At 61.9% G+C, this 26,394-nt stretch carries 18 protein-coding genes, 1 tRNA gene and 3 pseudogenes; 7 read left to right on the top strand and 15 right to left on the bottom strand.

What is annotated here, in order from left to right; translation table 11 throughout:
• Nucleotides 1-64: 64 nt before the first annotated feature.
• The 10 genes from ABIA90_RS43275 to ABIA90_RS43230 all read right to left on the bottom strand — a co-directional run bounded on the left by ABIA90_RS43275 (nucleotide 65) and on the right by ABIA90_RS43230 (nucleotide 16,331).
• Complete coding sequence (locus ABIA90_RS43275; protein WP_247314882.1) at nucleotides 65-244, bottom strand: hypothetical protein; 180 nt, start codon at nucleotides 242-244, stop codon at nucleotides 65-67.
• Between the two features lie 125 nt (nucleotides 245-369).
• Nucleotides 370-879, bottom strand: coding sequence for a cyclic nucleotide-binding domain-containing protein (locus ABIA90_RS43270; RefSeq protein WP_247314881.1), 510 nt, complete (start codon nucleotides 877-879; stop codon nucleotides 370-372).
• 63 nt (nucleotides 880-942) lie between these two features.
• The gene (locus ABIA90_RS43265; protein WP_354121850.1) at nucleotides 943-3,795 is read right to left on the bottom strand and encodes an NHLP bacteriocin export ABC transporter permease/ATPase subunit; all 2,853 of its coding nucleotides are present in this window, start codon (nucleotides 3,793-3,795) and stop codon (nucleotides 943-945) included.
• Nucleotides 3,796-3,833: 38 nt separating this feature from the next.
• Nucleotides 3,834-6,050, bottom strand: coding sequence for an NHLP family bacteriocin export ABC transporter peptidase/permease/ATPase subunit (locus ABIA90_RS43260; protein WP_354121852.1), 2,217 nt, complete (start codon nucleotides 6,048-6,050; stop codon nucleotides 3,834-3,836).
• 12 nt (nucleotides 6,051-6,062) lie between these two features.
• The gene (locus ABIA90_RS43255; RefSeq protein WP_354121853.1) at nucleotides 6,063-7,331 is read right to left on the bottom strand and encodes an NHLP bacteriocin system secretion protein; all 1,269 of its coding nucleotides are present in this window, start codon (nucleotides 7,329-7,331) and stop codon (nucleotides 6,063-6,065) included.
• Between the two features lie 1,197 nt (nucleotides 7,332-8,528).
• Nucleotides 8,529-9,260, bottom strand: coding sequence for a sulfite exporter TauE/SafE family protein (locus ABIA90_RS43250; RefSeq protein WP_247314876.1), 732 nt, complete (start codon nucleotides 9,258-9,260; stop codon nucleotides 8,529-8,531).
• Between the two features lie 91 nt (nucleotides 9,261-9,351).
• Nucleotides 9,352-9,525: a hypothetical protein gene (locus tag ABIA90_RS43245; RefSeq protein ID WP_354116247.1), complete on the bottom strand. Its 174-nt coding sequence runs from the start codon at nucleotides 9,523-9,525 to the stop codon at nucleotides 9,352-9,354.
• A 69-nt stretch (nucleotides 9,526-9,594) separates the two neighbouring features.
• Complete coding sequence (locus ABIA90_RS43240; RefSeq protein ID WP_354121854.1) at nucleotides 9,595-13,548, bottom strand: autotransporter domain-containing protein; 3,954 nt, start codon at nucleotides 13,546-13,548, stop codon at nucleotides 9,595-9,597.
• Nucleotides 13,549-13,841: 293 nt separating this feature from the next.
• The gene (locus tag ABIA90_RS43235; protein ID WP_247314875.1) at nucleotides 13,842-15,611 is read right to left on the bottom strand and encodes a hybrid sensor histidine kinase/response regulator; all 1,770 of its coding nucleotides are present in this window, start codon (nucleotides 15,609-15,611) and stop codon (nucleotides 13,842-13,844) included.
• Nucleotides 15,612-15,668: 57 nt separating this feature from the next.
• A complete protein-coding gene (locus ABIA90_RS43230; protein WP_354116245.1) occupies nucleotides 15,669-16,331 on the bottom strand; it encodes a response regulator in 663 nt (220 codons plus the stop codon).
• Nucleotides 16,332-16,545: 214 nt separating this feature from the next.
• On the opposite strand from ABIA90_RS43230, the gene ABIA90_RS43225 reads away from it, so the two are divergent.
• The 3 genes from ABIA90_RS43225 to ABIA90_RS43215 all read left to right on the top strand — a co-directional run bounded on the left by ABIA90_RS43225 (nucleotide 16,546) and on the right by ABIA90_RS43215 (nucleotide 17,992).
• Nucleotides 16,546-16,722 (top strand): hypothetical protein, encoded by a 177-nt coding sequence (locus tag ABIA90_RS43225; RefSeq protein WP_247458543.1) that lies wholly within the window; start codon nucleotides 16,546-16,548, stop codon nucleotides 16,720-16,722.
• A 449-nt stretch (nucleotides 16,723-17,171) separates the two neighbouring features.
• Entirely contained in the window at nucleotides 17,172-17,363 is a 192-nt protein-coding gene (locus ABIA90_RS43220; RefSeq protein WP_354121855.1) for a hypothetical protein, read from the top strand.
• A gap of 227 nt (nucleotides 17,364-17,590) precedes the next feature.
• Nucleotides 17,591-17,992, top strand: coding sequence for a hypothetical protein (locus ABIA90_RS43215; protein WP_354121856.1), 402 nt, complete (start codon nucleotides 17,591-17,593; stop codon nucleotides 17,990-17,992).
• Nucleotides 17,993-18,043: 51 nt separating this feature from the next.
• Here the strand turns inward: ABIA90_RS43215 and ABIA90_RS43210 are convergent.
• From ABIA90_RS43210 to ABIA90_RS43195, 4 genes and pseudogenes are all read right to left on the bottom strand, one after another.
• Nucleotides 18,044-18,130: transfer RNA gene (locus tag ABIA90_RS43210), tRNA-Met, on the bottom strand.
• A pseudogene (locus ABIA90_RS43205) lies at nucleotides 18,109-18,562 on the bottom strand (thiaminase II/PqqC family protein). Before ABIA90_RS43205 ends, ABIA90_RS43210 begins: the two are co-directional and overlap by 22 nt.
• Nucleotides 18,563-19,217: 655 nt before the next feature.
• Nucleotides 19,218-19,418, bottom strand: coding sequence for a hypothetical protein (locus tag ABIA90_RS43200; protein ID WP_502916682.1), 201 nt, complete (start codon nucleotides 19,416-19,418; stop codon nucleotides 19,218-19,220).
• 96 nt (nucleotides 19,419-19,514) lie between these two features.
• Complete coding sequence (locus tag ABIA90_RS43195) at nucleotides 19,515-19,697, bottom strand: hypothetical protein (RefSeq protein WP_354121857.1); 183 nt, start codon at nucleotides 19,695-19,697, stop codon at nucleotides 19,515-19,517.
• 139 nt (nucleotides 19,698-19,836) lie between these two features.
• Here ABIA90_RS43195 and ABIA90_RS43190 point away from each other — a divergent pair, with 139 nt between their 5' ends.
• From ABIA90_RS43190 to ABIA90_RS43175, 4 genes and pseudogenes are all read left to right on the top strand, one after another.
• Nucleotides 19,837-20,277: a hypothetical protein gene (locus ABIA90_RS43190; RefSeq protein ID WP_354121858.1), complete on the top strand. Its 441-nt coding sequence runs from the start codon at nucleotides 19,837-19,839 to the stop codon at nucleotides 20,275-20,277.
• Nucleotides 20,278-20,954: 677 nt separating this feature from the next.
• Nucleotides 20,955-21,419: pseudogene (locus ABIA90_RS43185) on the top strand (nitrilase-related carbon-nitrogen hydrolase); the annotation flags it as partial.
• 736 nt (nucleotides 21,420-22,155) lie between these two features.
• A pseudogene (locus ABIA90_RS43180) lies at nucleotides 22,156-22,966 on the top strand (alpha/beta fold hydrolase).
• Nucleotides 22,967-23,124: 158 nt separating this feature from the next.
• Nucleotides 23,125-23,988 carry an NmrA family NAD(P)-binding protein gene (locus ABIA90_RS43175; protein WP_354121859.1) on the top strand — a complete coding sequence of 288 codons (864 nt, stop codon included), beginning with the start codon at nucleotides 23,125-23,127 and terminating at the stop codon, nucleotides 23,986-23,988.
• 265 nt (nucleotides 23,989-24,253) lie between these two features.
• Here the strand turns inward: ABIA90_RS43175 and ABIA90_RS43170 are convergent, their stop codons facing one another.
• Entirely contained in the window at nucleotides 24,254-26,365 is a 2,112-nt protein-coding gene (locus ABIA90_RS43170; protein WP_354121860.1) for an adenylate/guanylate cyclase domain-containing protein, read from the bottom strand.
• Nucleotides 26,366-26,394 lie beyond the last annotated feature (29 nt).

Below are 26,394 nucleotides of genomic sequence, written 5' to 3'. Positions count from 1 at the left end.
CCGCGGCCGGGCCGAACTCTTCGATCACGCCATCGGATGACGCGCGTTGTTGGTCAGCAAGAAATCAGATGGTCCGGTTGTATGTGCTGCCGGACATTACAGACGGCCAAAGCCCGCCTGAAACGTCATCCAGCGAGCTGTCGCCGAGCGCATCCTTATGCGAGTTTGACGAGATCTTTTGCTCGCTCACTTGCTGCCCAGTCGGAGCGCTGTTCGCTTGTTGATGCAACTTGTCGTCCGTCATCAAATGCTCCTTTGCTTGGTGCGCTTGAGGGGGAAAGGTACCGTTGGATTCGTTTGCGAGCGATACGGCAGATGTCGTACTTCGTCGTCGGTAAGCGGGAAATTCCGAAAGGCCCTGCCTCGACCTCAGGATTTGGCACCCTTCATCGCGACCTGCTCGACAAACTTGAGCAGACGGTCAAATCGCTCGCCTGCCACCGACACCTGATCGAGGACGCCAGGATCAAGCTCATCCTTCAGGCGTATCGCTTCGTCACCCAGTCCATGGTCCTGCTCGCCGTAGGCCATCCTGCGCTCGGTGGCCCGCAGGCGATCCGACAGCAGGATTGCGAGAGCGCGATAAAATCGGCTGGCGAACGCGTGGTCTCCCGCGAGCTTCCGGAGCAGGATTTTCTTGTCGAGAAAAAGGGCGACGGAATCGATCTTCGCAGCAACCGTGGCCGAGGGCGGCACCGAATCGACCAGCGACATCTCGCCAATGAAGTCACCGGCCTCGAGCTGGGCGATCTCACCGGCGCCGGACACGCTCACGCCCATCCTTCCCTGCAACAGCAGGACCATCGCGTCGATCGGCACGCCCTCCCGGATCAAGACTTCCTGTCGTCCAATTCCGCGGCGGAAGCCGGTACGCGCCATCCAGTCGATGTCGGAATCATTCAGCACGCCAAATATGAAGAGGACCTTGCGCATATCGGCTCCCTAAGCCAGTTGACGTTCTGCGAAATCCGTAAACAGGCCCGGCTGCGCCATCAGCTCGGCAAAGGTGCCGGTCTGTACGATCCTCCCACCACCCAGGACGACAATCCGGTCCGCCGACTGAACGGTGCTGAGCCGGTGTGCGATGACGATGCGAGTCAGATTGAGCCGCGATATCGAATCGCTGACAACGGCCTGGGTCGGATTGTCGAGCGCGCTGGTCGCCTCATCCATCAGCAGGAGCTTCGGTCCGTGGGCAAGCGCCCGCGCGATCAGCAGTCGCTGGCGTTGACCGCCCGAAAGCGGGCTGATGCCTTCGGCAATGATCGTTTGCATGCCCATGGGCATGGTTTCGATGTCGGCATCGAGTCCCGCCAGCCGTGCAATCTCCCAGGCGCGGTCAATCGACAGTTGGGCTCCGCCGCAGATGTTGTCATAGATGCTGCCGGATGCGAGCCTGGAATTCTGCAGCACGACACCGGCCTTCCGACGCAGCAGTCCAATGTCGATAGTCTCGAGTGACTTACCGTCGACAAAAATTACGCCCGCTTGAGGCTTCTCGAAGCCGAGCAGCAGACGGAAAAGTGTCGATTTCCCGCTTCCCGACGGGCCGACAATGGCGAGGTACTCGCCTGCGCCGATGCTGAGGCTGATGTCGTCGAGAATCGGCGGCCCGTCGCCACCATAGCGGAACGACACATTGGCGAACTCGATCGCGCCGCTGATGTCGCCGACCGATTTCCGGTCGTCGCTGATTTCAGTCGCCGTCGAGATGATCGGCCGGAGCCGCTCGATCCTCGGGATGGCGACCAGCAGTTCGCCGACGGCCTGCGCCCACTCGCCGACCGCAGCGAGCGACAGGCCGAATGCCGCATAGAACGCGAGGAAGGTGCCGAGGTCGTGCTTGAGGCCAGACACATTCTCAGCCACCGCAAAGATCAGCAGCGTCGCCAATGGCGGAAATGCCGCTTCGAGGCTCTTCTGCAGATTTCGCGCGCGCTGCGACGTGACGAAATTGCGCTTCTGTTCGGCGAAGCGCTCGACCCAGATGGCCAGCGCGTGCATGGTCGCATTGGCGATCCGCAGTTTTCCGACGCCGGTGATAAACTGCAGAACCAATCCCTCCAGCAGTCCCTGCAGATGAAGGCTCTCGCGTTCATGCGACAGCCGGGCCAGACTGATCGCCACCACGATTGCGACGCGCAGCACGGCGAGTGCAGCAGCCAACATGCCAAGCCTGACATCGAGGTACAGCATCACGGCAAAACTGAAGAAGCAGGGTACCAGGGCCAAGCATCCGCGAATGACGCGGCCGGTGACGATCGTGCGCACGGCTTCGATCCCAAGCGCGCGGTCGCCGAGATCGCCGACGGAAAAGTCGCGGAAGAACGCGACCGGCATCCGCAGCAGACGGTCGACGACCGCCGCCTGAAACGCCCAATCCAGCCGGCTCTCGAGCCGGAGCATGGCGATCCCCTGCATCATCTGAAATCCGCCGGCGACCAAAGTCACGACAATGAGCGCGATGGTGCAGATCAGGAGCTGGTCGGCTTCCGCGCGCGGCAGCACGGAATCGATCAGAAGCTTGGTGACCAGGGGCGGCGCCAGCGCGAGAAGGCCGAGGGACAAGGCCGCCCGCATGATGCGCAGGAGATCGGCCCGAACCATCGCGGCGCCGAATGTGAAGAGATCGCGAACCATCAGGGCCCGCGACGGCAGCGGCCGATAGAACGTCACGGCTTCGGGAGCCAGCTCGGATGCGGTCGCCCGCGTCAGGTCGCGGCGCGTGCCGGCACCGGGATCGACGATGATGTGGCGACCGCTTGGCCCCGGCAGGACCGCGACAGCCCGTCGGTCTTCGCCGAGAAACGCAACGAACGGACCGGCGCTGTTTGTCCACCACTCCGCTCGCAGCAACAGGCGCCGGCTCCGCACCCGCGACGCCCTTGCGATGATCGTTGCGTTCGCGAGATCGTCGCTTCCGGACAGCATGCTGGCCGGAGCTTCGAGCGATATGCCCATGGCATCTCCGACCTTCCGGCAGGCGGCAAGCAGATGGCTGGCGCCAACCGTGCCGGACTGCGATCCGGCTTCGGCGGCGATGATCCCGGCAAGACGACCAACAACGCTTCTGGTCCGCATCCGGTTGAGATTCGAACGCTGGCGCAGGCGCTCGGCCTCCGCGACGGCGTCCTCGTCGATCCTGCGACGCAGGCTCTCCATCACGCGTACATGGAATCGATCGAGGCCGGCCCATATCTCGGCAAGCGGAAACGCCCCGCTCTCCCGAACCGTCAGGGTGGCCTCCTCACGGGCGACGATCCACGTTCCCGGCGGCATCGGCACGGGGACGTCTGAGGCATCGCTCTCCGGCATCGCCATCACGCCGATGGTCCCGCGCTCGATCCCAATCCAGCCGACCCGCCGGCCGGACAACCGGAGAAACTCCGTCGACGCCAGGGTGTATTGCGATCCGATCGCGGCCTGCTGCACGAGTGCTCCTGCAGGGGAGGCTGCGATGAGTCCTGCGACCTGCGCAGTCCATGCGTCGATCCTGTCCCGATCCGCAAAACGGCCGCGACGACCGATCACGATCTCCGTCTCGAGACCGCCAACCGCAATAGCGGCAAGCGAATTGCTGCTCGCATCGCAGATACCGGGCAGGCCGAAAACGACGCCGCCCTGCTCGACCCGAAACAGATGATGCCGCCGGCTCGGCTCGCCCGCGGCAGTCTCCCTCACCGCAAAAATGTCGACATAGCCACGCACGACGTGAAGGACGCGATCGACGTCATCGATCGGTAGCGGTCGATGGCTCTCGAGCGCCACCGGGGCGGACGAGGCGACTTCGCTCAAGGGCGGGATTTCGAGATGTGGAGGCTGATACGCACTGTTCATTCGGCCGATACCAGCTGGACATATTCGCCGCCCTCGGCAAGCAGCTCCTGATGCGTCCCCCGCTGCACGACCCGCCCGTTGTTCATCACCAGGATCTCGTCACAGTCGCGAATCGTGCTGAGCCGGTGGGCGACGATGATGCAGGTACAGCCCCTGCGCCGGAGATTATCGTCGATTGCCTTTTCGACGATCGGATCCAGCGCTGAAGTCGCCTCGTCGAGCACGATCACGGAAGGATTGCCCACCAGCGCCCGCGCGATTTCAAGCCGTTGTCGCTGGCCGCCGCTGAAATTCCTGCCGTCCTCGGCAATCTGGCAATCGTAATTGCCGGCGCGGACAGCGACTTCCTCATGGATCACCGCATCTTTCAGCGCGCGCGACACGCTGGCTTCGGGCACGGTGTCGTCCCAGAGCGTGAGGTTATCGCGGGCGGTCGCTTCGAACAGCAGGATCTCCTGATCGACATAGGCGACCGAGTTGGTGAAGATCTCCTGGGGAATCTCCGCAAGTGGCCAGCCGTCGATGCAGATGTCGCCGGACCACGGCCGGTAGAGCCCGCTGATCAACCGTCCGATCGTGGATTTGCCGCTGCCAGATGACCCGATCAGGGCCACCCGGCGGCCGGGCTCGACGACCAGCGAGAAATCCTCAATCAGCGGCGGCTCGAGCGCGGAATAGCCGAACGAAATATCCTTGAGCTCGACCCGGCCCGAGAGCTTCGGCGGCATGCCTGCCGGCGCGTGCTCAATCGGCACCAAGGGACGGGCGGGATAGTTGAAGACGTCCTCGATCCGGAACAAATTGCCCTTGATGGTAAGGAACGCAGTGGTCTGCTGTACGAGCGCGTTGACCGGCTCGACCAGGCTCGCAAGCAGCGCCTGCAGCGCGACGAGGCCGCCGATGGTCAATGCGCCATCGACTATCCGTAAGCCGCCCACGCCCAGCACGACCGCGATGGTCAATCCAGTCAGGAAGATCGGGCAGGCGTCCAGGAAAGTCGAGTAGACGCCGAGATCGCGCTCGGCGTTCAGGACTTTTGCCTGAAATCCCGCCCAGCGCGCGAAGGCGTCATCCTCCAGACCGCCGGCCTTGATGGTTTCGATCGTGCGGATGATCTCGATGGTGCTTCCGTTCAGCTTGGCCCGTTCGATGACGAGCTTGCGGTTGAGGTTCTCGCGCTGGCGCGCAACCAGCCTGAGAACGACGACATTGAGCAGAGCCATGGCGACGCTGATCGCGGCCAGAAGGCCGTCGTAGAACGCCATCGTGATGGCGATGAAGATGACCGAGACCAGATTCAGCGCATTGGCGGCCACCCCGTTCGAAAGGAGCTGGGCGATCTGTTCGCTGGCAGCGACGCGGTTGGCGAGATCGCCCGAACGCCGTTGAGTGAAGAACTCCATCGGAAGGGTCAGGACGTGCCAGATCAACCGGCTGACCATCGTCACCGTGAGCTTGGTCTGGATGCGCAGGAGCAACGATTGTTGAAACGCGGTCATCAGCGCCCGCGCCAGCGCGGTGATCCCCATGCCGATCAATAAAGGCGTGAACCAGCCCTCGGCGCGCTTGATCAACACGTCATCGACAAAGATCTTCGCGAATGCCGGGACCAGTATGGCAGGCACCACGAGCGCCATGCTGAGTGCAACCAGCAGCACCACCGCCCCGAATGAATTCGACAGTTGCCGCAGCAGCAGCGGAAAGAAATCGGGCTCGCGGCCGCCTGCCTTGAACCCGGGACCCGGCTCCATCGCCAGGACCACGCCGGTGAAGGCTGCGTCAAATTCCTCGTGGCCGACCTTGCGACGCCCGACGGAAGGGTCGTTGACATAGGCGCAATCCGAATCCAGCTTTTCCAGTACCACGAAATGATTGAAGTTCCAGTGGATGATCGAGGGCATCGGCAGCTCATGGAGCGTCGCCGGCTCCTTCCTGAAACCTTTTGCGGTCAATCCGAACTGTCGCGCAGCCTTCAGCACATTGCTGGCCTTGCTGCCGTCCCGCGAAACGCCACAGGCTTCGCGCAGCTTTTCCAGCGGCACCCAAAGACCGTGATAGGCCAGAATCATCGCGAGCGAGGCTGCGCCGCATTCCAGTGCTTCCATCTGGAACACCGTGGGGGTGACCCGGCGCCGTCGCATGCGGCCGATCTTGTTGCCGAGGCGATCGAGCAAACCCGGCCGATTGTCAGCTTGATGCGATAACCCGGTCATGCACTGGTATTCCTAGCCACCAATGCCACTAAGCCGCTTCATCAGCGGGATCACCAGATCGATCGGCGGTTGCTCGCGCGTCGTGACTTCGGCGCGGGTCAACGTGCCGCTCGAGAGCAGGATCGGCGGCCCCTTGCCGGAGGTCCAGCGATACCCGCTGGCGGTAGAAGGATCGCGCTCCAGGGTCACCTTCGCCGCATAGGGCGCGCCGTCCTGCGAAAAGCGCTTCACCAGCGCGTCGTTGTGCAGGTCCGCCAACATGCCCTGCGGCGTCACAGGGAAATCCGAGACCGTCACCACCCTGCCGACAATCGCGCCGTATTCTTCCCGCTTGACGGTGGTCGGCTCGACACGAACCTCCATACCCGGCCTGATGTTCTTGCCGCGGTCCGGCGGCATATAGACGGTCGCCTCCAGAACCTGGCCCGCGGTCTCGATTTCCACGATCGGCATCCCCGTTGTCAGCACGGCGCCGCCGGATACCTTGACCTCGACGACGCGGCCATCAGCGGGGCTGACGATCCGCGACCCCCGCTCCAGGTCGGCTGCAATCTGCTCGACCGTCCGCCTTGCATCGTTCACCTTGAATTCCGACTGCAGCCGATCGCGCTCACGCTGGCTCTGCAGATCCAGCCGCTGCGCGTTGAGCTTGAGGATGTCGTTCTTCGCGTCGGTGATGCGCTCCCGCGCATTGTTGAGCTCGACCCGGCGGTCCTCGAGATATCTGCGCGTGACGGTTCCGTTTGCCGCGGCAGGCTCGAGCTTGGCCACCTCGTCTGTGAGATAGGCGGTGCGCCGCTCGGCGGCCGCAATCACGTTGGCAAGGCCGGCTTCCTGAGCCGCATAATTCGCAAGCTTGGCATCGATCTCGCGCGAGATCGCCCCGGTGAGCTCGGCATGCTCGCGCTCGCGCTCGCGCAGGACGTCCCTCGCCTGCTGAAGCCGCTGCTCGGTCTCGGTCTGCGCGACCCGGGCAATCACCTGATCACGGCGGACCTCGTCGCCGATACCGACGTCGAGCGAGGCTAGCCTTCCACTGACCGCGGACACGGCGTCGACCAGGCGACCACCGCTGCTCAACAAAATGCCATCGCCGGACACGCGGGTCGGAATGCGGCCCAGCACGCTCCAGGCGAGCAGCACGGCAAGACCCAGCGCCAGCGCCGCTGCGGCCATCCAGTCGAACGGGCGCGTGACGCCGACGACATGATCGAGCTGTTCGGGATTCGAAAGCCGCTCGATGGCCGCGTCCCGAAAGATTCGCTCCGTCCCCCGCTTCACACAGGCTCCCGCAAATGCCGAACCCACTTCGGCTGGGCTCAAGTTGAGCCGGAATGCTTTCATCTTTTCAAGCAGGATATCGCCTGCCCGCGCTGGCAAATTCTTTGACCGCGCGCTTTTTGAAACCCAAACCTTCAGCTCGCAGCCTGGCATTCGTGCAGCCACGCCGAACTCGCTCATATCGGGCCACGCGAACAGCTTTTCGACATCGTCCGCTCGCTTTGGCCGCAGCCCGCCGCGTCATACGAAGCACAATGCCTGATTGGCAGGCATGGCTGTCTCGAGGCGGTCAAATGCCGCCGCCGCAATGGCGCACCAAAGGCAAAATGACCGACGCCCCGCGCGCGGGACCATCGGTCATCGCAAAGGCTCGGCAATATCCAAGCCGGTCACGCTATGAACCCTGAGGTCAGATAGTCGGAGGGACGACCGTGGTTTTAGTGGTGCTGCTCGGCCAAGCGCCCCCTGCTACATCGTCTAGGGAGCCCTCGCCGAGTGCATCCTTGTCAGACGTCGACGAGATCGTGTTCGCGGCGCCGTCCTTGGGCCTCTCACCAGGCTGGGCCTGCCCTGTCGGATTCGTGTCCTGCCCGTTGGTCATATTCAATCTCCATGTTTCATCCATGCTGATCGGGGCCCGACATTGCAACCCGCGCTCACTGCATGTTCGCTCTTCCAGGAATGGGTAGAGCGGACATGCCTATATCGAGATGGACCATTTCCGGACCGATGGGCGGCGGCAGAGGTGACCTCTTCGAGCCGTCGTCGGCTCAGGTGCCTTCTAGCCCCCCTTGCCAGTGGTAGTGAATGGCCGCCCAGAGCTGCCGCCTGAAACATCGTCCAGGGACTTATCGCCGAGCTCATCCTTTTCAGACGTCAACAACGTCTGGGAACTTCTGTCCTGAGCGGCGTCCGCGAGGCCCTCAGCTTCCCCTTGTTTATTCGCATCTTGCGCAACGGTCATATTCCATCTCCGGTTTCATCAATGCCAAGCGTCTCATGCGAATGCTCGAGACGACATTCGTCCCCATGACCGAGCTTCATATCTTTATCTCCGTCGCTGGGCGATACGGCAAATGCCGTATTTCGTCGTCGGTCAGGAGGCTAATGTCGAGACGCCCTGCGCCGCCGCAGGTGGCGGCGAAGTGTGAGATGTCCTGCCAGAAGCCACTCACACCTTTCCACAAAGCCCCCCTGCTAGATCACAAGGCAAAGTCCCGAAAACAGCAGCGAGCCCAGGATAATACGTTTGAAGGCTGATTCGTTGATCCGTCCGAACAGGACGATACCCACAGCCGTTCCAGCAGCTAAGGCGGGCAGAGAAATGCCAAAGTCGATCAAGACCTTTAACGAGAGGCTGTGGTGCGAAAGCATGAGAGCGAGGGCGAACAGTTGCATCACCCATATAAAGGGCTGAACCAGGCCGCGCTGCTGATTTTTGGGGAGACCATGGATGTCGCACCAGATCGCAGGAAGTGTGCCGGGCATCGCGGTCAACCCGCCGACCAGTCCCCCACCAAACCCTACCAGCACGTTCCGGCTCCGGCTCTCCATCCGACGCGAGAAGGCAGGCGTCGGCCGCAAGAAGGCATATGTCGCGTAAAGGGATAAGAGAGTTCCAAAACCCAGTCTGAAGATCCCGGTATCCACCTTCTGCAGGAGATAGACCGCGATCGGAATTCCTAATAGTCCACCAGCGATGAAAACGAGGCTGGTTTTCCATTGCATGCTCTTGCGTAGCGCAATCAGCGTGGCCGCTTGCACGGTGATGCTGCAAGCCATCATCAATGGCACAGCTTCCATGGGCGGAAAAACGTGTAGCAGGATGGCGCCGGCGACCGCCGAGAACGCAAACCCGGAAAGGCCGGACACGAACGCGCCCGCGAAAACCGCCCCACTCAGTACCAAATAGGCCGCTATGTCTGACATAGTACCGCTTCCTCAAAAATGGTGATCGTCGTCAAATGGCAGGACAACATGAGGTCGCCTGAACTCACTCGAGCGACAACGACCAATCCAACTAATCGCCGTGGATCGCCGTTGCTGCCATTTCGATGGGCCGAATACTCGACGCGTGATGCAGCACGTATCCCCCGACGACGTGTAAAATGCCGAAGCCAGCCAGGACGGCGATTGTCCACGCCTTGAGAGGTGGCGATGGTCGCCGGGTGTGGGAGCTATCGGTAATTGCCATGTCCAAATTTCCTTTTTGTAGGCGGCCCGTTGCGCGGTCCCCGGATGCCCACAAACGATACGCAGATGGTCACCATTGGTATCGCGCGACAACTTTTCCGGCGTAGGAGCGCGTGACGTTGGAGAACTCTCCCTCGAATGTCGTCGCTGTCGACCAGCCACTCAGCCATTTCATCTCGACGGCGCCGGTGGCAAGCGCAGAGTCGGACGCTTGCGCCGCGCCGCTGACGACGAAGCTCGCGCCGGGCAACGTCTGGAAGGTGGCCGCGATCGAACGGTCCGCGTTGAAATCGTGCGCCCACGCCGTGCGCCCGCGCAGCGTCAAGATGCCGGCCTGCATCGCAAAGGATTTGTCAGCGCGCAGGCCGAGTTCGCTGCGGCTATCGGTGACGCTCTTCGAATTGTAGGTCAGCGCAAAGATGTTGCTACCGACGATGGCCGCTTCGGCGTAAGCTGGCAGGTCGACGGTCGTAAACTGTCCAGCGGCATAAGGCGTGAGCCCAAAACCTAGCGCCACGAAGCGGTAACCGCCTTCGAGCCGGCCTGACCAGGCATTGGCCCTGAACTCGGCGCGCAGCCGGTCAACGCCGGCAACTGTCACCGTGCGATCCGTGGTGATGTCCTGCCAGCCATAGGCAAGCGCACCGGTCAGATAAGCCGCACCCATATTGTGCCGAATGAACGCACCGGCCTGGAACAGGTCGGAGCGACCGCCGCCGAGATTATTTGCAACCGAGAAATTGGTGCCGCCGCCGGCGAGCGCAAAACCGACGAGCGTATCCGGCGAGAAACGGTAGTCGGCGCCGACCGCCGTGCCATAGATGCTGCTTGTGGTGTTGTTCGAGCCGAGAGCCACATTGCCGTCGGTGGTCTGCGACCCGCCAAAGCCCGCCGCCCACACGCTCCAGCGCTGTTCGAACGTAGGCGCGCGCGGCGGCGCCTTGGTGTAGATCGCAGCCAAGGCGTCACTTGGCTTGCGGGTTTGCGCATACGCCAAGGCTCCCTGATCGGCGTAACCGACAGCCGTCCCGCCGACCGGGACGCCGTCGCCGCGTCCAGCGACGAACGGATCGGTCATCACGCCCATAAACTGGTTCATCGCATTGAAGGTGGTCTGCTGCGGCGCGGTGCCGGCTTCGCCGGAAAGCTGCGTCAGCCCTGCCGGCGTCAGCGCCCCGAACACGATCGGAATGCCGCCAGTGCTGTTGAAAGAATTGACGAGGGCATTGCCGACATTCTGCTGGTTGGCGTTCAGCCCCGTACCCGGCGGCGGAATGAAGGCGAGCACGAGGTTGAGATACACGTTATGGGCATCATGGGCATCGTAGCTGAGGCTTGAAGTAAAGCCCGACGGCAGATCGGTGTTGACCAGCGACGAAAATGTGCCGTTCACGCCGCCTGCCGCATTGAGGATCGTGTATTGCTTGGCGACGTAAGTGCCCGGCGCAAAGCTCGCGTTCACCGTCGCGCCGCCAAGCGTCGCCGCACCCGTGACGTTGGTGCGGTCGGCGCTGACGGGCGAAACCTCCACCATGTAGCTCGCAGCCGCGGTGAAGACGAGGTTGCCTTGCACGGTGAGCAAGCCGATCGAATTGCCCGGCGCCAACGCGCCGCCGTTAATGGTGGTGTTGCCGACAGTGCCGTTGCCGCCGAGCGTTCCGCCGGCATTGACGGTCACGTCGCTGACGATCGACCCGTTGACCGACAACAAGCCGCTATTCACGGTGGTGGGACCGGTATAGGCATTGGGGCCGGTGACGGTGGTGGTGCCGCCATTCGTCGTCAGGCTCATGCCGCCGCGGAGGCCGTCGAGCGTGCCTCCGGTCGAGGTCACCGCGCCGTTCAACAAGCCACTCTTGAGCGTTCCACCCGCCAGCTCCACCGCGTTGATCGTCTGCGCGGTGCCGCCGAGATTGACGGTGCCGCCGGTGTTGATCGTCATCGTGCTGGCGGTGCTGAACGCATTGTCGACAACGCTGAACAGGGTGGCACCGTCGTTGACCGTGGTGGCCCCGGTATAGGCGTTGCCGACCAGGAAGATGGTGGTGCCGCCATTCGCGGTCAGGTTCATGCTGCCCCCAACGCTGGCGATGGTGCCACCGGTCGAGGTTACCGCGCCGGTCAGCGCGCCGTTGCCCAGCCGGCCGCCCGCCAGCACCACCGTATTGATCGTCTGCAAAAAGCCGTTGAGGTTGACGACGCCGCCGATGGCGATCGTCGTCGTACTGACGGCGCTGAAGGCGTTGATACCGGAGCCCGTCAGGGTCGCGCCGTTGTTGACCGTGGTGGCGCCGGTATAGGTGTTGGTGCCGCCAAGGGTGGTGGTGCCGCTGTTCGTCGTCAGGCTCATGCCGCCGCCGACATCGACCAGATCGCCGTCGATCGAGATCACCGCGCCGGTCAAGGAGCCGTTGCTTAGTCGGCCGCCTGCCAGCGCCACATTGTTGATGGTCTGCGCAAAACCGCCGAGATCAACCGTGCCGCCGGTGTTGATCGTCGTCACGCTGGCGGCGCTGAACGCATCGGGGCTGGCGCCAAGCAAGGTTGCGCCGTTGTTCACCGTGGTCGCGCCGGTATACGTGTTGAGGGTGATGATATTGGTGACACCCCCGTTCGCCGTCAGGCTCATGCTGCCGCCGACGTGGCTCAGCGTGCCGCCGGTCGAGGTCACCGCGCCGGTCAACGCGCCGTTGCTCAACACGCCGCCCGCCAGCGCCACATTGTTGATGGTCTGCGCAGTCCCGCCGAGATCGACGATGCCGCCATTGATCGTCATCGCGCTGGTGGCGCTGAACGCGCCGGCATTGCCGGCCAGCAGCGTCCCGGCACTGACGAGGGTCGTGCCGCTAAAGGCGCTCGTGCCGGTCAGCGTCCAGGTGCTGGTGCCGGCTTTCGCGAAAATGCCGAAGCCGCGATACTGTGCTGCCGCGCCCATCGTAGACACGTCAAACGTCGCATTCGTGCTGCCGCCGAGCCGCAACGTGTCGGCACTGCTGAACGCCACCGCATTGCCGGTGATGGTCGATCCCGCCCGCAGCTCCAGCGTATTGGTGCCGCCGGTGAAGGTGATGGCGTTGGCCCGCGTCACGCTGTCGCCGGCAAGTCCGCCCGCGATGGTTCCGGTGTTGGTGATCGTCAGGTCGGAGCCGATGATGCCTGCGCCACCGGCACCGTTGGTCGAGCCCGCACCGCCATTGCCGCCGGTAATCGTGCCACCGAAATTGTTGATGGTTGTGGAACCGGCCCAAATGCCGGCTCCACCGGCGCCTCCAGCGCCTGTCCCCGTGCCGCCAACACCGCCCGCGCCACCTGCGCCGCCGCCGACAAGGGAAGCCGCGGCCAGCGCCACGGTGCTGGTCGACAGGATAAAGCCTGCACCGCCAGAGCCGCCCGAACCGCCCAGCCCCGCCGCACTTGCGCCACCCGCGCCACCCGCGCCTCCCAGGCTCTGAGAGAAGGCAGAGACACTTATCGAGCCCGAGCCGGATATAATGAAGACAGCACCGCCGGCGCCTCCTCCGCCGCCGCCGCCAGAGCCGTTTCCGTCGCCGCCCTTGCCACCCGCGCTCGCAGTAAAATTACCAATCGTACTGCCGCTTCCGGTGACGAGCGCATTCCCTGCGCCGCCGCCACCGCCACCGCCGCCGCCATCGCCGGCCGCCACGCCGGCGCTGCCATCGCTGCCCGCTGTCGTATCGCTGCCCGCGGCGCCACCCGCGGCGCCATTGTCGCCTGTTCCGCCAACGCCGCCACCAGTGCCGGCGCCGAAAAGTCCGGGCCCCCTGCCGGCGCCGCCGCCGCCACCGCCCTGTCCCGCCGCCACCCCCGGTGCACCGTTGCCACCCGCGGTCGTCGTGCTGTCTGCGCCACCCGATCCGGCATTGCCGCCGCCATCGCCACCCGCGGCGAAGGTGGAGACGACGCCAACAACGAGGGAGGTGGAGACGATCGCGCCGACAAGTGCGGTGCTTGCGAGCAAGCCGCGCCGGCGCACTTTCGGGTCGGAAGTGGTTCTTGTTGGCAATTCTTTTCCAGCCCGCAGACCCAACTGCGCTTCCAAACAGAGATGTGAGCGCGCCAATCGGAGGCCGCGCCGGTCAAGCTGACCAACCGGCTGCTGTCCAAGCGCGTCCAGTCGGGGCGAAAGATATCGCCGGGTCGATTCACGAGCGATACGGCAGATGTCGTATTTCGTCGCCGGCAGGCAGGCCAATGTCGAAGGGCCCGCCCAGCAGATGGTGGCGTGGAGATCAGCGCCGAGACACAATCGCAGCCGTGGCGGGACGATCGCCAAGCTCGGGGCAGTCACACATCCTTCTAGCGACCACTATCGATCGATTCCTTGCCGCCGACGCAGGCGGCAACGATCGCTTCGTGCAATTCCTCGCCGGTGACCGGCTTGTGCAGAATGCGATGACCGCCGGCGGTGGCTTCCCGGATGCGCGACGGCGAGGTATCTCCGGTCACGATGACGGCGGGGACCGCGCGGCCGAGATGGGCGCAGAGAGCCTCGATCGCATCCAGCCCCGTAGCACCGTCTCCGAGGCGATAGTCGGCGATGATCAGATCGACCGGCGCATCGCCGGCCACCATCGCCGCTGCATGAATCTGTTGCACCTCGGCGGCAGATCGGCCGCCATACACGCGATGCCCCTGGAGCGTGAGCAACTGCACCATGGTATCGAGGACATCCCCTTCGTCTTCCACAACCATGATGCTGACGGCGATGCCTGCGGGCGATGCCTTGTTATCGGGCAAAGGAGTTGCCACCGCACTGGCTTGCGGAACCGTCACCGAAAACATCGAACCGCGCCCGGTGACGGAGACGAGCTTCAGGGGATGTTGAAGCAGCAAGGCGGTGCGGCGAACGATGGCGAGGCCGAGGCCAAGGCCTAGCGTGCGATCCCTCGCCGGGTTCTGCAATTGCACGAACTCCTCGAAGACCATTGCTTGCTGATCTGCGGGGATGCCGGGTCCGGTATCCCATATCTGGATTTCCACCGCAGCGCCGCGCCTGCGGCAGCCGAGCAGAACGCCGCCGGATCCCGTGTATCGAAAGGCGTTCGACAGCAGATTGCCCAGGACCCGCTTCAGCATCATGGGATCGCTGTCCACCTTCAGACTGCTTTCAACAACGCGCCAATCAAGGCCGCGATCCTTCGCCACTGAAGCGAATTCGTTGCTGAGATGGTCGAACAGTTGGGACAGATTCACCGTCTCCCTCGCAACAGTGACGACGCCGGCATCAAGCCGGGAGATGTCGAGCAACCCATTCAGAAGGGCGCTGAGGTTGCCGACAATGGATTTTGCCTTGCCGGCCAGATCGCGTGCATCGCCGGATTGGACAGCGCCGCGGTGACCCAGCGCCGCGAGCGTGGCGATCAGCAGACTCAAGGCATGGATCGGCTGGCGCAGGTCATGACTGGCGGCCGCAAGGAAACGCGTTTTGGCACGATCAGCGGCTTGTGCGCGGTCGCGTTCTTCCTCAAGGTGACCGACGAGCTCGACATTTTCCAGGCGCAACCTGATGGACTCGCGCAGCATGCGGTACGTTGTGCGGCAGTAATAGAAATTGATGGTCACAAGCCCGGCAAGCAAAGAGAGATATGCGCCGGAGATGTCACCTCCATTGGTGATCGAGCGCACCGTGATCGGCAGCACCGTAGCGATGATCGAGCCGACGAGAGCAGGCGGAAACGCCGAGAGCGACGGCACCGTGCCGCAGATCAGACCGGTCAAGACAATGACGGTGAATGAAAAAAGAACAGGCTCCTGGGGAAGGAACCCAACCCAGCCGAGCATTCCCCACAGCAGGCCTGACACGCAGGAAAACGCAGCCGCAAGCCAGGCCCATCGCAACACGGACCCAGGCTCTCGATCTCGGCTGAAGAACCGGCGCGCGGCCAGGACGCGTGTGGCGGTGAGCAGATACACTGCACTGAGCCATCCGATCAACCAGCTCGCCGATACCGTGCTCCTCAGGACGTACGCCGCCGCCAGGGAGATGAGGATGTTGGCGACCACCACCCCATAGGAATTGCGATACAAAAGCTCGACGAGCGCCGCGCGTATCTTGTCTTCTTGCATCGAAACCTCTCCGCGCGCCGGCAGATGCGGCGGCTTCGTTTGCGAGTTGCCGTTGCGCTAGCCCGCTGGAAGGCCGAGACGAACCGCGTAGGCAGTCAATTCGGCGCCGCTGTGCAGATCGAGCTTCCGCATGAGATTCTCGCGATGTTTCCGGGCGGTCAGCGGGCTGATGCCGAGACGGCTGGCGATGTCGCGGTTGGTTGCGCCGTGAGGGATCATCCCCAGGATTTGCCGCTCGCGCCTTGTCAGCGCGACCGGAGACATTATCGCAGCCGTGGGCTCCGGGGTTTCATTCGGGCCGTCATGCTGGTCCACCGCAAAGCGAACCTCCTCCGCCACATAGGCATTGCCTCTTTTGATGGCATCGATGGCAGAGATGAGTTCGGAAGGATCGCCGCTCTTGGTCAAATAGCCATTCGCGCCTGCGGAGAAAGCGGCCCGGACGGAACGTGGTTCAACATTGGCGGTGAGGACCAGAACGCGCAGCTCCGGCCATTCGGCTTTCAGGTTGGCGATGAACTGAAATCCGCTCACACCGGGCATGCCGAGATCGAGTATGAGAAGATCGGCGGAGCTTTCGTTCAGCAACCGGTGAACGGCTTCACCGTCCGCCGCCTCTCCACTGACTGCAAGCCCGTCCACGGTCGACAGAAGCTGCTTCAGGCCTTCCCGAACGACGGCGTGATCGTCAGCAATGATCGTCCTCACCAGTCCACCCATGTATCGCACCCGCCCATAACGGCCTTAAGATCTCAATCAACGCCAAGCCAGGATCTGGATCCACAAATCTATTTGCCAGATCACTTTAATGCGAAATACGCCACCTGCCGTATTTTTTGCACGTGGTCGCTTCGGTAATCTCGCTGCGGTTTCTCACCTTAAGATTGCCGCGTCGGGTTTAACCGATCAGCTTTGATGAAAGTGGAGATTGAATATGACCAATAGGCAGGACACAAATTCGAAAGCGCCGGCCGAATCGACCGAAAGCCTCAAGGATGCCGCTCAGAACAAGGCACCCCAAATCTCGACGTCTGAAAAGGATGCACTCAACGACAGCTCGCTGGACGATGTGTCCGGCGGTCGCGTGCCTCCCACCCACGGGGCATGGTGACGTTCCGGGCATGATGGCCTGGTTTGGCATGTCCGCTTCGCTCCATTCCTGGGAAGCGGACATGATTGGTTTTTGAGCACACAGCTCAGAGACCGCGGTCCCTTCGGACCGCCATATCCCCGAAATTCACCGAGCGCAGGGTTCCGACGTCGGGTTTGACTGATCAACATAGATCAAAGTGGAGATTGAAGATGACCAATGGGCAGGATGCGAATTCAACGGCGACGGCGGAGCCTCTCGGGAGCAGCAAGGACGCCGCTCAGAACAACGCATCCCAGATCTCGACGACGGCAGATGGGCTGAGCGATAGCTCCCTGGACGATGTGTCAGGCGGCTCTTGGCCGTTCAGTTCAGCAGCGCGAGCCTCCTACTCGGTCAACGGCCCAGGGGGTTAGCGAGCAGCTACAACGTCGAATACAACACTTGCATTGATGAATTTGGAGATTGAGATGACCGACACGCAGGATACGAATTCAAAAGGTGAAGCCGAAGCTCTCAAGGACACGGCTCAGAACAATGCATCCCAGATCTCGACGGCGCCTGACAAGGATGCGCTCGTCGACAGCTCCCTGGACAAAGTGTCGGGCGGTGGCTGGCCGTACGCAACGATGAGTTCTGCTCAGGTCAGTCCGACCATCTGACTTTGAGCAACGGCGGGATCGGTTTGGATCTTGCCGGGCCTTTACAGTGACCGATGCTCCTGCGGGCAGAGCATTGGTCATTTCGTTCTTGTTGGCTGCTGCACTTGGCGCAAACCGGACTCTGTAGAACGTCAAACTGCCGTGGATGAACGTTCCGACGGAGCTGACGCCAGTCCACGCGACCGCGCTCTTCGGATGAATGCGGGGTGGCCACGGAGGACGCAATCATGCGCGCAGTGTTCGGGCACGCAATCGAAAGACCCGGAAAAACAGCACCCAAAGCAATCGGTGTGGGCTTCAAGGCGCCCAACGAGCTTGCGTTGCCCACCTCATCGAAGCCCGACCCACGCCTTGTCGCCTTGGTCAGGATACTCGCGCGGCAGGCCGCGCGAGACTTCTATTCACGCCCCATGGGCCGGCCGGGACTGTGCGGCCTCGCCTCCCTCACACTGTTCGACGACAAGGATGATCGGATTGCGCGTCAACGATCCGTCCTCCTCCCCAACATCAAGGAATACGCAATCGTCGCTGTTTGCCCGACGCGCTTATGCATTCCGCAACTGGTTGCGGGTGATTTGAACCTACGAAAGCAAGTCATTGATTTTGCTAGGGCAACGGTTCGATCTTAAAAACAAAAACCCAGCAATCCATTGAGGTTGCTGGGTTTTCAGTATCAATCTTGGTTGCGGGGATAGAATCTGAACCTATGACCTTCAGGTTATGAGCCTGACGATAGCCTAAATTCTTATTCAACACGCTGGCCCGCGCGCCAGCCCATCTCCCAGAAGTCTGCCTCGAGTCGGGCGGCTTCCTTGAAGATCGCAATCAGTTCTGCCTCGCGGGCCGGCGTGGCGTAGAGATCGGCGAGACGCTCCAGGTGCGCCCGCGCCTTCGCCGCGCCCTCCTGGTATGGCTCGCCGGCATACTCGGCGATCCAAACGCGATAGATTCATCTCGACATCAAGGATGGCCGAGAGGCCGGCCGCCGCTTCACGCATGTCGGCAAGCTTGGGCGACTTGTAGACCGAGAGCGCGTAAGCGCGAGCAAACTCGATGAGGAACAGGTAGTCCTGAGCAAGGTAGTAACGAAACGCCGCTTCGGCGAGCGAGCCGTCTGCCAACCCGTTCGTGAAGGGATGCTCGGTGTAGGCCCGCCACTCGGCGGATGCTTCTGTCTTTAGACGCTCGAAGAAACTCACGATCTTTTTCGCCTGGCTTGCTTTCCCATGAACGTCTTTGGCTCGCTACCGATAGCGCGTTGCGAACCGGGTTGAGGCTGACCTTGACAGGCCGCCGCGATCAGCCGGCACCATGGCGCACGAAATTCGCTTGCCGTCGGTCGCCGGGACTGTCTTGCGTTCTCACGTTATCACCAACAGCATATGCCCTAAATCCAAGTTTCAACTGCGGACGAACCGCACCAGTTTCGCACCAGAAACAACCCGCACGAAGCGCAACGAACGTGGCCGAATTCCACGTAAAGCGCAGGAAAATCAACGGCGGCGGCCATTATCCCGCCGCTCATAACGGCGTGGTTGCTGGTTCGAGTCCTGCCGCACATATATCGGGAAATTGCCCGCGCTAGATTTTTGACTAGGCTCCTTCGCCCTGCGGCTCTGAAGGCGCCATTACTTCGTACGCTTGAACGCCGCGTGATAGCTCGCCACTAGGCGTACTTCTTTTCTGCTCAGCCTGCTAAGGTGCTCTTCTAGTCAACCGCAACTGCGGCTGCCCAGCTAAAGTCATAGTGAGCGCCCAACAACTTCATTGCGACAACAGCGACAAGAACGCAGATGATTTGCAACAACGTTCTCGTCGAGAACACTCTATTGAAGAGCGTCATGATGCCGCCTTCTAGCGCTGGTGACCGAGCCGGATTCCAAGCTTGAGCGCCTTTTGGCGGAGTGAGCCTTCGGAGCGCTTTGTGAGCTTCGCAATTTTTGCAACCGGAGTCTTCGCTTTCGAATGAGCGCGCAGCTCCTTCACGTCAGCCTTTGTGTATTCGCGACGCACTGGTTTCTTCTTCGTAGCCGTCTTCTTTGCCTTCTTCGTCACTTTTAGCTCCTCGATTCGAGAGTGGGCGTACTAGCACAGCCGCATTGAGGCGCAACTCTCCATCAGTTGACTCTATAGGCTGGTCCGTGAACTCGCTCATGATGTCAGTTTTGCCGGCGATTTGATGCCGGAGAGATTCGGTCCCTGCCCGAGGTTCAAGCACGCATTGATGCGCTGCTGGCGGCGGGTATGACCACCAGTGCTGCCAAATTCATCCACGACGAGCGCGGCATCCAGACGCTTGGAAAGGCCCCGGGCCGGGCGCTGGCGCGCCTTCACGCCGACTTTCGTCTTTTCTTTGCACACGGGGCGAAGTGAGCACGGGGACGGCGTGTTACGAACTTGCCAACAGCGCATACGGTCTGTCCCATTTCTACGCTACAGCGCGCAGGAGTTAGTCGCGGCATCAGAGAGCCCTTTGTTTGGCACCGCAGGCGACATAGATCGACGCATTCGGGCAATTGGGCTACGCGCAGATGGCGTCGAAACAAGTCAGCATGAACCTCATCAGCTACCACAAAAGCAGTGCCTTCCTGGTAACCCCGCATCGACACCAAGGTCGCGCCATGGAAGTGCCTATGCCGATCTCGCTCAGCGGGACTTGATCCGATTGTGGCGGAAAATCATCGAAGCACACGCAGGAACCGTGGTTGACAATCATGACAACAAGCGGCGCCGGCTCGTCGAGTTCAAGGATGGTTGCCGCTATGGCAAATTCGGAAAGGCAAAGGCTTATGAGCTGCTGATCGCCCACGAGAGGATCAGGGCCTACAAGATGGGAGGTAAGACCATGATCGACCTCGACAGCGTGGATGAATATCATGCTTCGCTGCCGAGGGTCGAAGCGAGAGCAAGCTAGACCGCCGATCTGCGCAGCGGGACGGCGGGCGCACCGTCGCGCAGGCTGTCGAGGCGATCAGTCCAACGCTGCATTAAACGCATGCGTCCGGCCCAATAGGCAGCACAGTTATAGATCCGCGGATCTTGTTCTTGTCGGCCCCTGCCAAGCCGGCGCCGCACAACCTCGTCGCGCCACCAGCGCTTCTCTCTCAGAGTCGTGGGCGAGTTGGACTTCCACTACAACGCCGTCGAACGCGACCTCCTCGTTGAGCGGGGCCGACGCGGTCGAGTGGAAACCGTGCGCGCAATGGTCACCGCCGGGGCAGTATCGCAGCCCATGTCCGCAGAGCCGCGTTCGGTGTGTTGTCGGACATTGGCACGCCATCGTCATTGGACGTCCAGCAGATCGCGGATCAGCGGCGCACGATCAGCGCATTTGGCGTCGGTCTCGCGTCCAGGCAACAGAGTCGCCCCCGAAATCGTCCCAGCCTCCGGCATTTCGAGTCAGAGCCAGGTTCGATTCCGGTCGGGACATTGTGGAGACCGGAACGGCATGGTGCCTGCCCTGCTGCCGGGGAGCCTGCTGTTTTATTTTTGCCACCTAATACGGCACGTCTGCTTGTTGGTATTTCTGTTGGTATCGGCAACAATCGACGACAGAAACTTGCGTGAATTCAGGTAGTCATTCAGCACTGCCGCAAGATCTCCCCAACCTATCATGAACGCATGGTCTGGGGTCAGGGCGATGGCTCCGGGCTGCGCTGTGTCGACAGCGCCGTGGGGCGCATCGGTCAACTGGCCTGCTGGGAGCACTACAACCCGCTGGCCCGCTATGCCCTGATGGCCGATGGCGAGCAGATCCACTCGGCCATGTATCCCGGCTCGTTCGCCGGCGACGGCTTCTCCGAGCAGATAGCCATCAATATCCGCCAACACGCGCTGAAGGCCGGGTGTTTCGTTGTCTGTGCGACAGCGTGGCTGAATGCCGAGCAGCAAGCCCGGATTATGAAGGACACCGGTAGCAGAATCGAGCCGATTTCCAGCGGCTGCTTCACCGCGATCGTCTCTCCAGAGCGTAAACTCATGGGCGCACCGCTGCGATCGGGCGAAGGCGAGGTTATTGCCGATCTCGATTTCTGGGCCATCGACAAGCGCAAGCGCGAACGCAAACCGCACCCGGCGATCGCTTCCGTCGATGACGTCGCGGATATCGATGATCGGCGACGCGTCGTAAATGCGCAGTGACCAAGAGCCTTGGCGGTGGCGCGAGGCGTTCGCGACGCCGGTGCGGTGGCTGGAGATTTCTCAGAAGACATTCGGGGCGGTGCTTGCCGCCTAGGCAACGCAGCGAGGTATTTGGCATGCTTTCTTACTCCAGATGGATCGCGGTCGCCGCCATGGCCTCAACCTCGGCAACTGGCCTGGCAGCAGAAACGACATTCAAAGCCATGGGAGAAGCTTGCGGCTTTCGAATACTCCCTAATGCTTTGCGATTCCGTGATCTCGTAAACGAAAACAACTATGCGGCAGCATCGAAGCTGTTTCTCGATAATCAGTCGATCGGCGTTGCCCGAATTTTGACGAGGAACGACGTTGTCAGCTTAGAAGATCAATCTGCAGGCATGTCGTGTGTGAGGCGAACGGGAGAGCCCGTTTTGCTACTGGATGAGCACGGAGGACTTCAACGTGCTGGTTGGCCACCCTCAGCAGAGTCCTTAACCGGGGAGTCGACATGACGACCAGTGCACCCATCAATTCCGCGACCTCACGACGCCATCTGCTCCTCGCTGGTGGCGGTGTTGTGGCGGCTCTCGGCCTCCCGAAGGTGACGCTCGCCAAGACGGCGAGCGATGCCAAACCAGCCGCCCACCACGCTTCTCACAAAGGATCTGATCACATGTCGACGGTAACGATGAAAGACGGCACGACGATTTACTACAAGGACTGGAGCGCCGGTCCGGTCATGACCTTCTCCCATGGCTGGCCGCTCACCGCCGATGCCTGGGACGCCCAGATGCTGTTCCTGCAGAACAACGGCTATCGCGTCATCGCCCATGACCGCCGCAGCCATGGCCGATCGGACCAGACATGGACCGGCAACGATATGGATACCTACGCCGATGATCTCGCGGCCTCCTTGAAACACTTGACATCAAGGGCGCGACGATGGTCGGTCATTCGACCGGCGGTGGCGAGGTCGCCCGTTATGTCGGCCGTCACGGCACGTCGCGTCTGTCGAAAGCGGTTCTGATCTCCGCGGTGCCTCCGCACATGGTGCAGACACCCGCGACAGCGCCTATGAGTGTCTTCGACGGCCTCCGCGCGAGCCTGGTAGCCGATCGGGCTGGGTTTTTCAAAGAACTGGCGATTCCGTTCTTTGGCTATAACCGCCCCAACGCGAAGATTTCGCAGGGCCAGATCGATTCTTCTTGGCTTCAGGGCATGATGGGAAGCCTCCAGGGCGAGTACGACTGCATCAAGGCCTTCTCCGAGACCGATTTTACGGATGATCTCAAGAAGATGACCATCCCAACCCTGCTCCTGCAGGGCGATGACGATCAGATCGTTCCTATCGACATTGCCCCCGGCGCTCGGTGAAAATTCTGCCAAACGCAAGCTTGAAGGAATATGCTGGCGCTCCGCATGGCATGTGCGTCACCCACGCGGACCAAGTGAACGCAGATCTGTTGGCTTTCCTCAAAGGATGACGGGGCGACGTCATATTCCCGATCGACCCGCGGCTTTGAGGCTTCGTGGTGCGGCAATGCATGTGCATTCCAATGCGAGGCGAAGATGAACGCGACACAGCAAGAACTTCCGATCCTCGTGACCGGGGGCGGCGGGGCGGATCGGCTCGGTGGGCCGTATGGTGACAGAGCTGCTTCTCGCTCACGGAGTCCGGGTACGGGCACAGGTTCGGGTTGACGACGAGCGGGCCGCCACACTGCGGGATCTAGGCGCCGAGGTCGTGGTCGGCGATCTGCTCGATCTTACGGCAGCACATCGGGCGATCGAGGGGTGCGAACGTCTTCTTCGGGATGTCGGTCTCGCCGAGCTATCTCGAAGCCGCTGCCAACGTCGCTGGCGTTGCAAAGCACCATGGCGCGAAGGCATTCGTCAATCTCTCCCAGATGACCGTCAACGAGATGGACATCTTCAACACGTCCGCCAGCCCCAACAAAAGCAGCATTGGTTGGCGGAGCAGATATTGTCCTGGTCCGGGCTTCCAGTAGTGGAGGTAAGACCAACTGCGTTCATGGAAGGACTTTTCCTTCAAAGCGTCACGGGCGTTACCATGCAGAATAAGATTATGGCGCCCTTGGGAAAGGGAAAGAACTCAGCGATTGCCGCCTTCGATGTCGCTCGAGTGATCGCTGAAATTTTGAGCGATCCCACAGAGCATATCGGCAAGACCTATCACCTGACCGGCCATGTTTCGCAGGACTTGGACGCGGTCGCACGCGAGTTCTCGGCCGCGCTTGGCCGTACGATTTCGTATGTTGACGTTCCGCCCGAGATGATGAAGGACCAACTTGCCGCCTTCGAGATACCACCTCATGTTATCTCGCACGTCGTGACAATGGCCCAACTCCATCGGGACAACAGGTACGATCGGTTCAGCAAGGATGTCGAAGGGCTGACCGGCATACCCCCGATGAGCGTTCGAGAGTTCGTGCAGAAGAACGCGTATGCGTTCGCACCGGTCGCGCCTTCGAGCGCGGCTGAATAATCACGACGCCGTAACCGGAGTACGTCGTCGCATTGGAGCGTGGTTGCGGGGAGGCCAACCACCGATACCGACATTCGCTCCAGGTTGCGATTTGCGTCTAAGGCGTCTTGTGCCCTGGCTCGGGAACGTTGGGAAACGTTTCTCGCGATAGGCAGCAGCGTATGGAAGTGTCGAGTGGCTTGGTCAGTTCGGCGAATGTAGCCTCTACACCGAAAGCAGATTTGGAAGGTTCGAATCTGACCGCCACCGCCACGACGCGCAAGTACTATTTTGACTTCAACACCGCAATCGGTTGCCAGTCTTTGGGTGCATCCCTCCGTTGCAACTGCCTACAGCGTTCTAGCAGCACCTCGGCAGGTTGATCTTGCTGTCGGTCCCGCAGTACAGCCTCGAATTCAACTATCGCGCCAGTCAGGTCCCGATCTCGATATTTCGCGAGCCCTCGCTCATAGTGTGCTATCCAGGATGCGCGGCGGCTCGCTTCGCGTTCCTCTGAAAGATCAACCAGTTCGTAAACGGCTAGCCCCTCTTCCCGTCCATAGACCGCGATGCTGTCGATTTCGCGGGTGATGATCGCGCCGCGCGCCAGGCGTTCGGTCTCTTCGCCGATCAGGATTTGCGTACCGTAGCTCTTGTTGGCGCTCTCGAGCCGGCTCGCGACATTCACGGCATCGCCGATGACGGTGTAGTTCAGGCGCAGCTCTGAGCCGATATTGCCGACCAGCATGCGGCCGGAATTGATACCGATCCGGATCTGGAGCGGCTTGCCCTGGTCATCGACCAAGCCGGAGTCCTCGATCGCCTGGCGGCAGGCCAGCGCCCCGCTACAGCACAGTAGCGCGTGATCGGGCTGCGGCTGCGGCGCGCCCCAGAACGCCATCACGGCATCGCCGATGAACTTGTCGATGGTGCCGCCATTAGCGACGATGGCCTCCGAGGCGAGATCGAGATAGCGGGACAACAGCGGCACGACGCGATCGCCCATGCGTTCGGACAGGCCGGTAAAGCCGGCGATGTCGATGAACATCACGCTCAGCTCCTGAATGGCGCCGCCGGGCTTTGCCTCGACGCCCTGGCGCAACAGCCCGCGGACGAGATCGGCCGGGATGAATTTGCGGAAGGCGGACAGCCCCGCAGCCATCTCAGCAATGGCCCCGGACAGGCTCGCGATCTCCTTGAGCCGCGAGGGATGCCGGCGGACCAGCTCCAGCGCAAAGGTCTCGACGTGGCGGATCTCGCCAACGACGCGGGACAGGGGTGCTGCAATCACCGTACGTGCCAGCACCGCCGAAGCCAACGCCGCGAATACCGCGCCCACGGCAAGGCCGATGATCAATCGTCGCAGCGTCGTCTCGACTGGTCCGAGAAACTCGGCCTCTGGAATGACGGTTGCAAGCCGCCAGCCGGGAAACGGCAACGGCGTGAGCGCGACTTCATAGGCTGCGCCGCCTGAGGTAAGCCGGCTTCGCCAGGCCTCCTTGCGGCCCTCGGCGCCGGCTTTTGCCAGCGCCATCTGTGCCAGCGGCAGCAGCTTCTGCTCGCCACGCGTGGGATGCAATTCGTCGGCGTCCTTGTCCGGCGCCGCCACGAGCTCGCCGGCGCCATCGAAGATGAATGCGGTTCCGGTATGGCCGACCTCGAGCTGCGACAGAAAACGCGCGAGCCTCGTGTATTCGATGATGACTGCAAGCACACCCTGACGCTCCTGGTAGACGTCGATCGGCCCGGCATACGCAATCGACGGCCGCTCTCCGATCGGGTGATCGGCGACTTTGAACCACTCCGGCTCCTCCGCCTTGAGACCGGTCTTGAACCAGGTCCGTTCGGCGACGCGAAAATCGGTCGGCTCGAAACGGCGGTTGGCGAATTCGATATCGCCCGGTACCACGTCATATTCGTCGATCCGGCGCTGGCCGGGATGATCGGTCAGCGAGATCTCCATCATTTCCATGCGGCGGTCGCCGAGCTTGTGAGCGGCGAAGAACGCGCCGTCGGGCCAGCCGAAGGCGACCCAGGAGATCGTCGCTTGCGACTGCAATTGCGACAGGAACACGAATTCGCGCTTGTCCGCCTCGCGGGTGTCGAGCACGTTTTGCAGGAACAGCGTGCGAATGGCGGTGTGGGCGGCACGCGCCTCGTCGACGATCGCGGAGACCTCCTTGCGGACGGCGGCCACGATCTGCGCGTTGATGGTCGAGGCCAACTGCCGGCTGGTCGCCTCCGCGGTCCGCCACCACAACAGGCTGGACAGTGCCGCGGTCAGCAGGATCGCGGTCAAGACCAGCGCCGAGACCGCAAGTCGGATGCTGACCGTGAGCCGCTTGGCGACCGGTTGAAGCGGGTTGGGGCCATATCGTCGTCCGGGACTGGCCATCATTGTTGTTTCCACTCCGCAAGCTGGGGCGA

This window comes from Bradyrhizobium sp. LA6.8 (assembly GCF_040547935.1).
GTDB lineage: Bacteria > Pseudomonadota > Alphaproteobacteria > Rhizobiales > Xanthobacteraceae > Bradyrhizobium > Bradyrhizobium barranii.
Note: the sequence above shows the minus strand (reverse complement) of the source record. Positions and strands in the feature narration are given on the sequence as shown.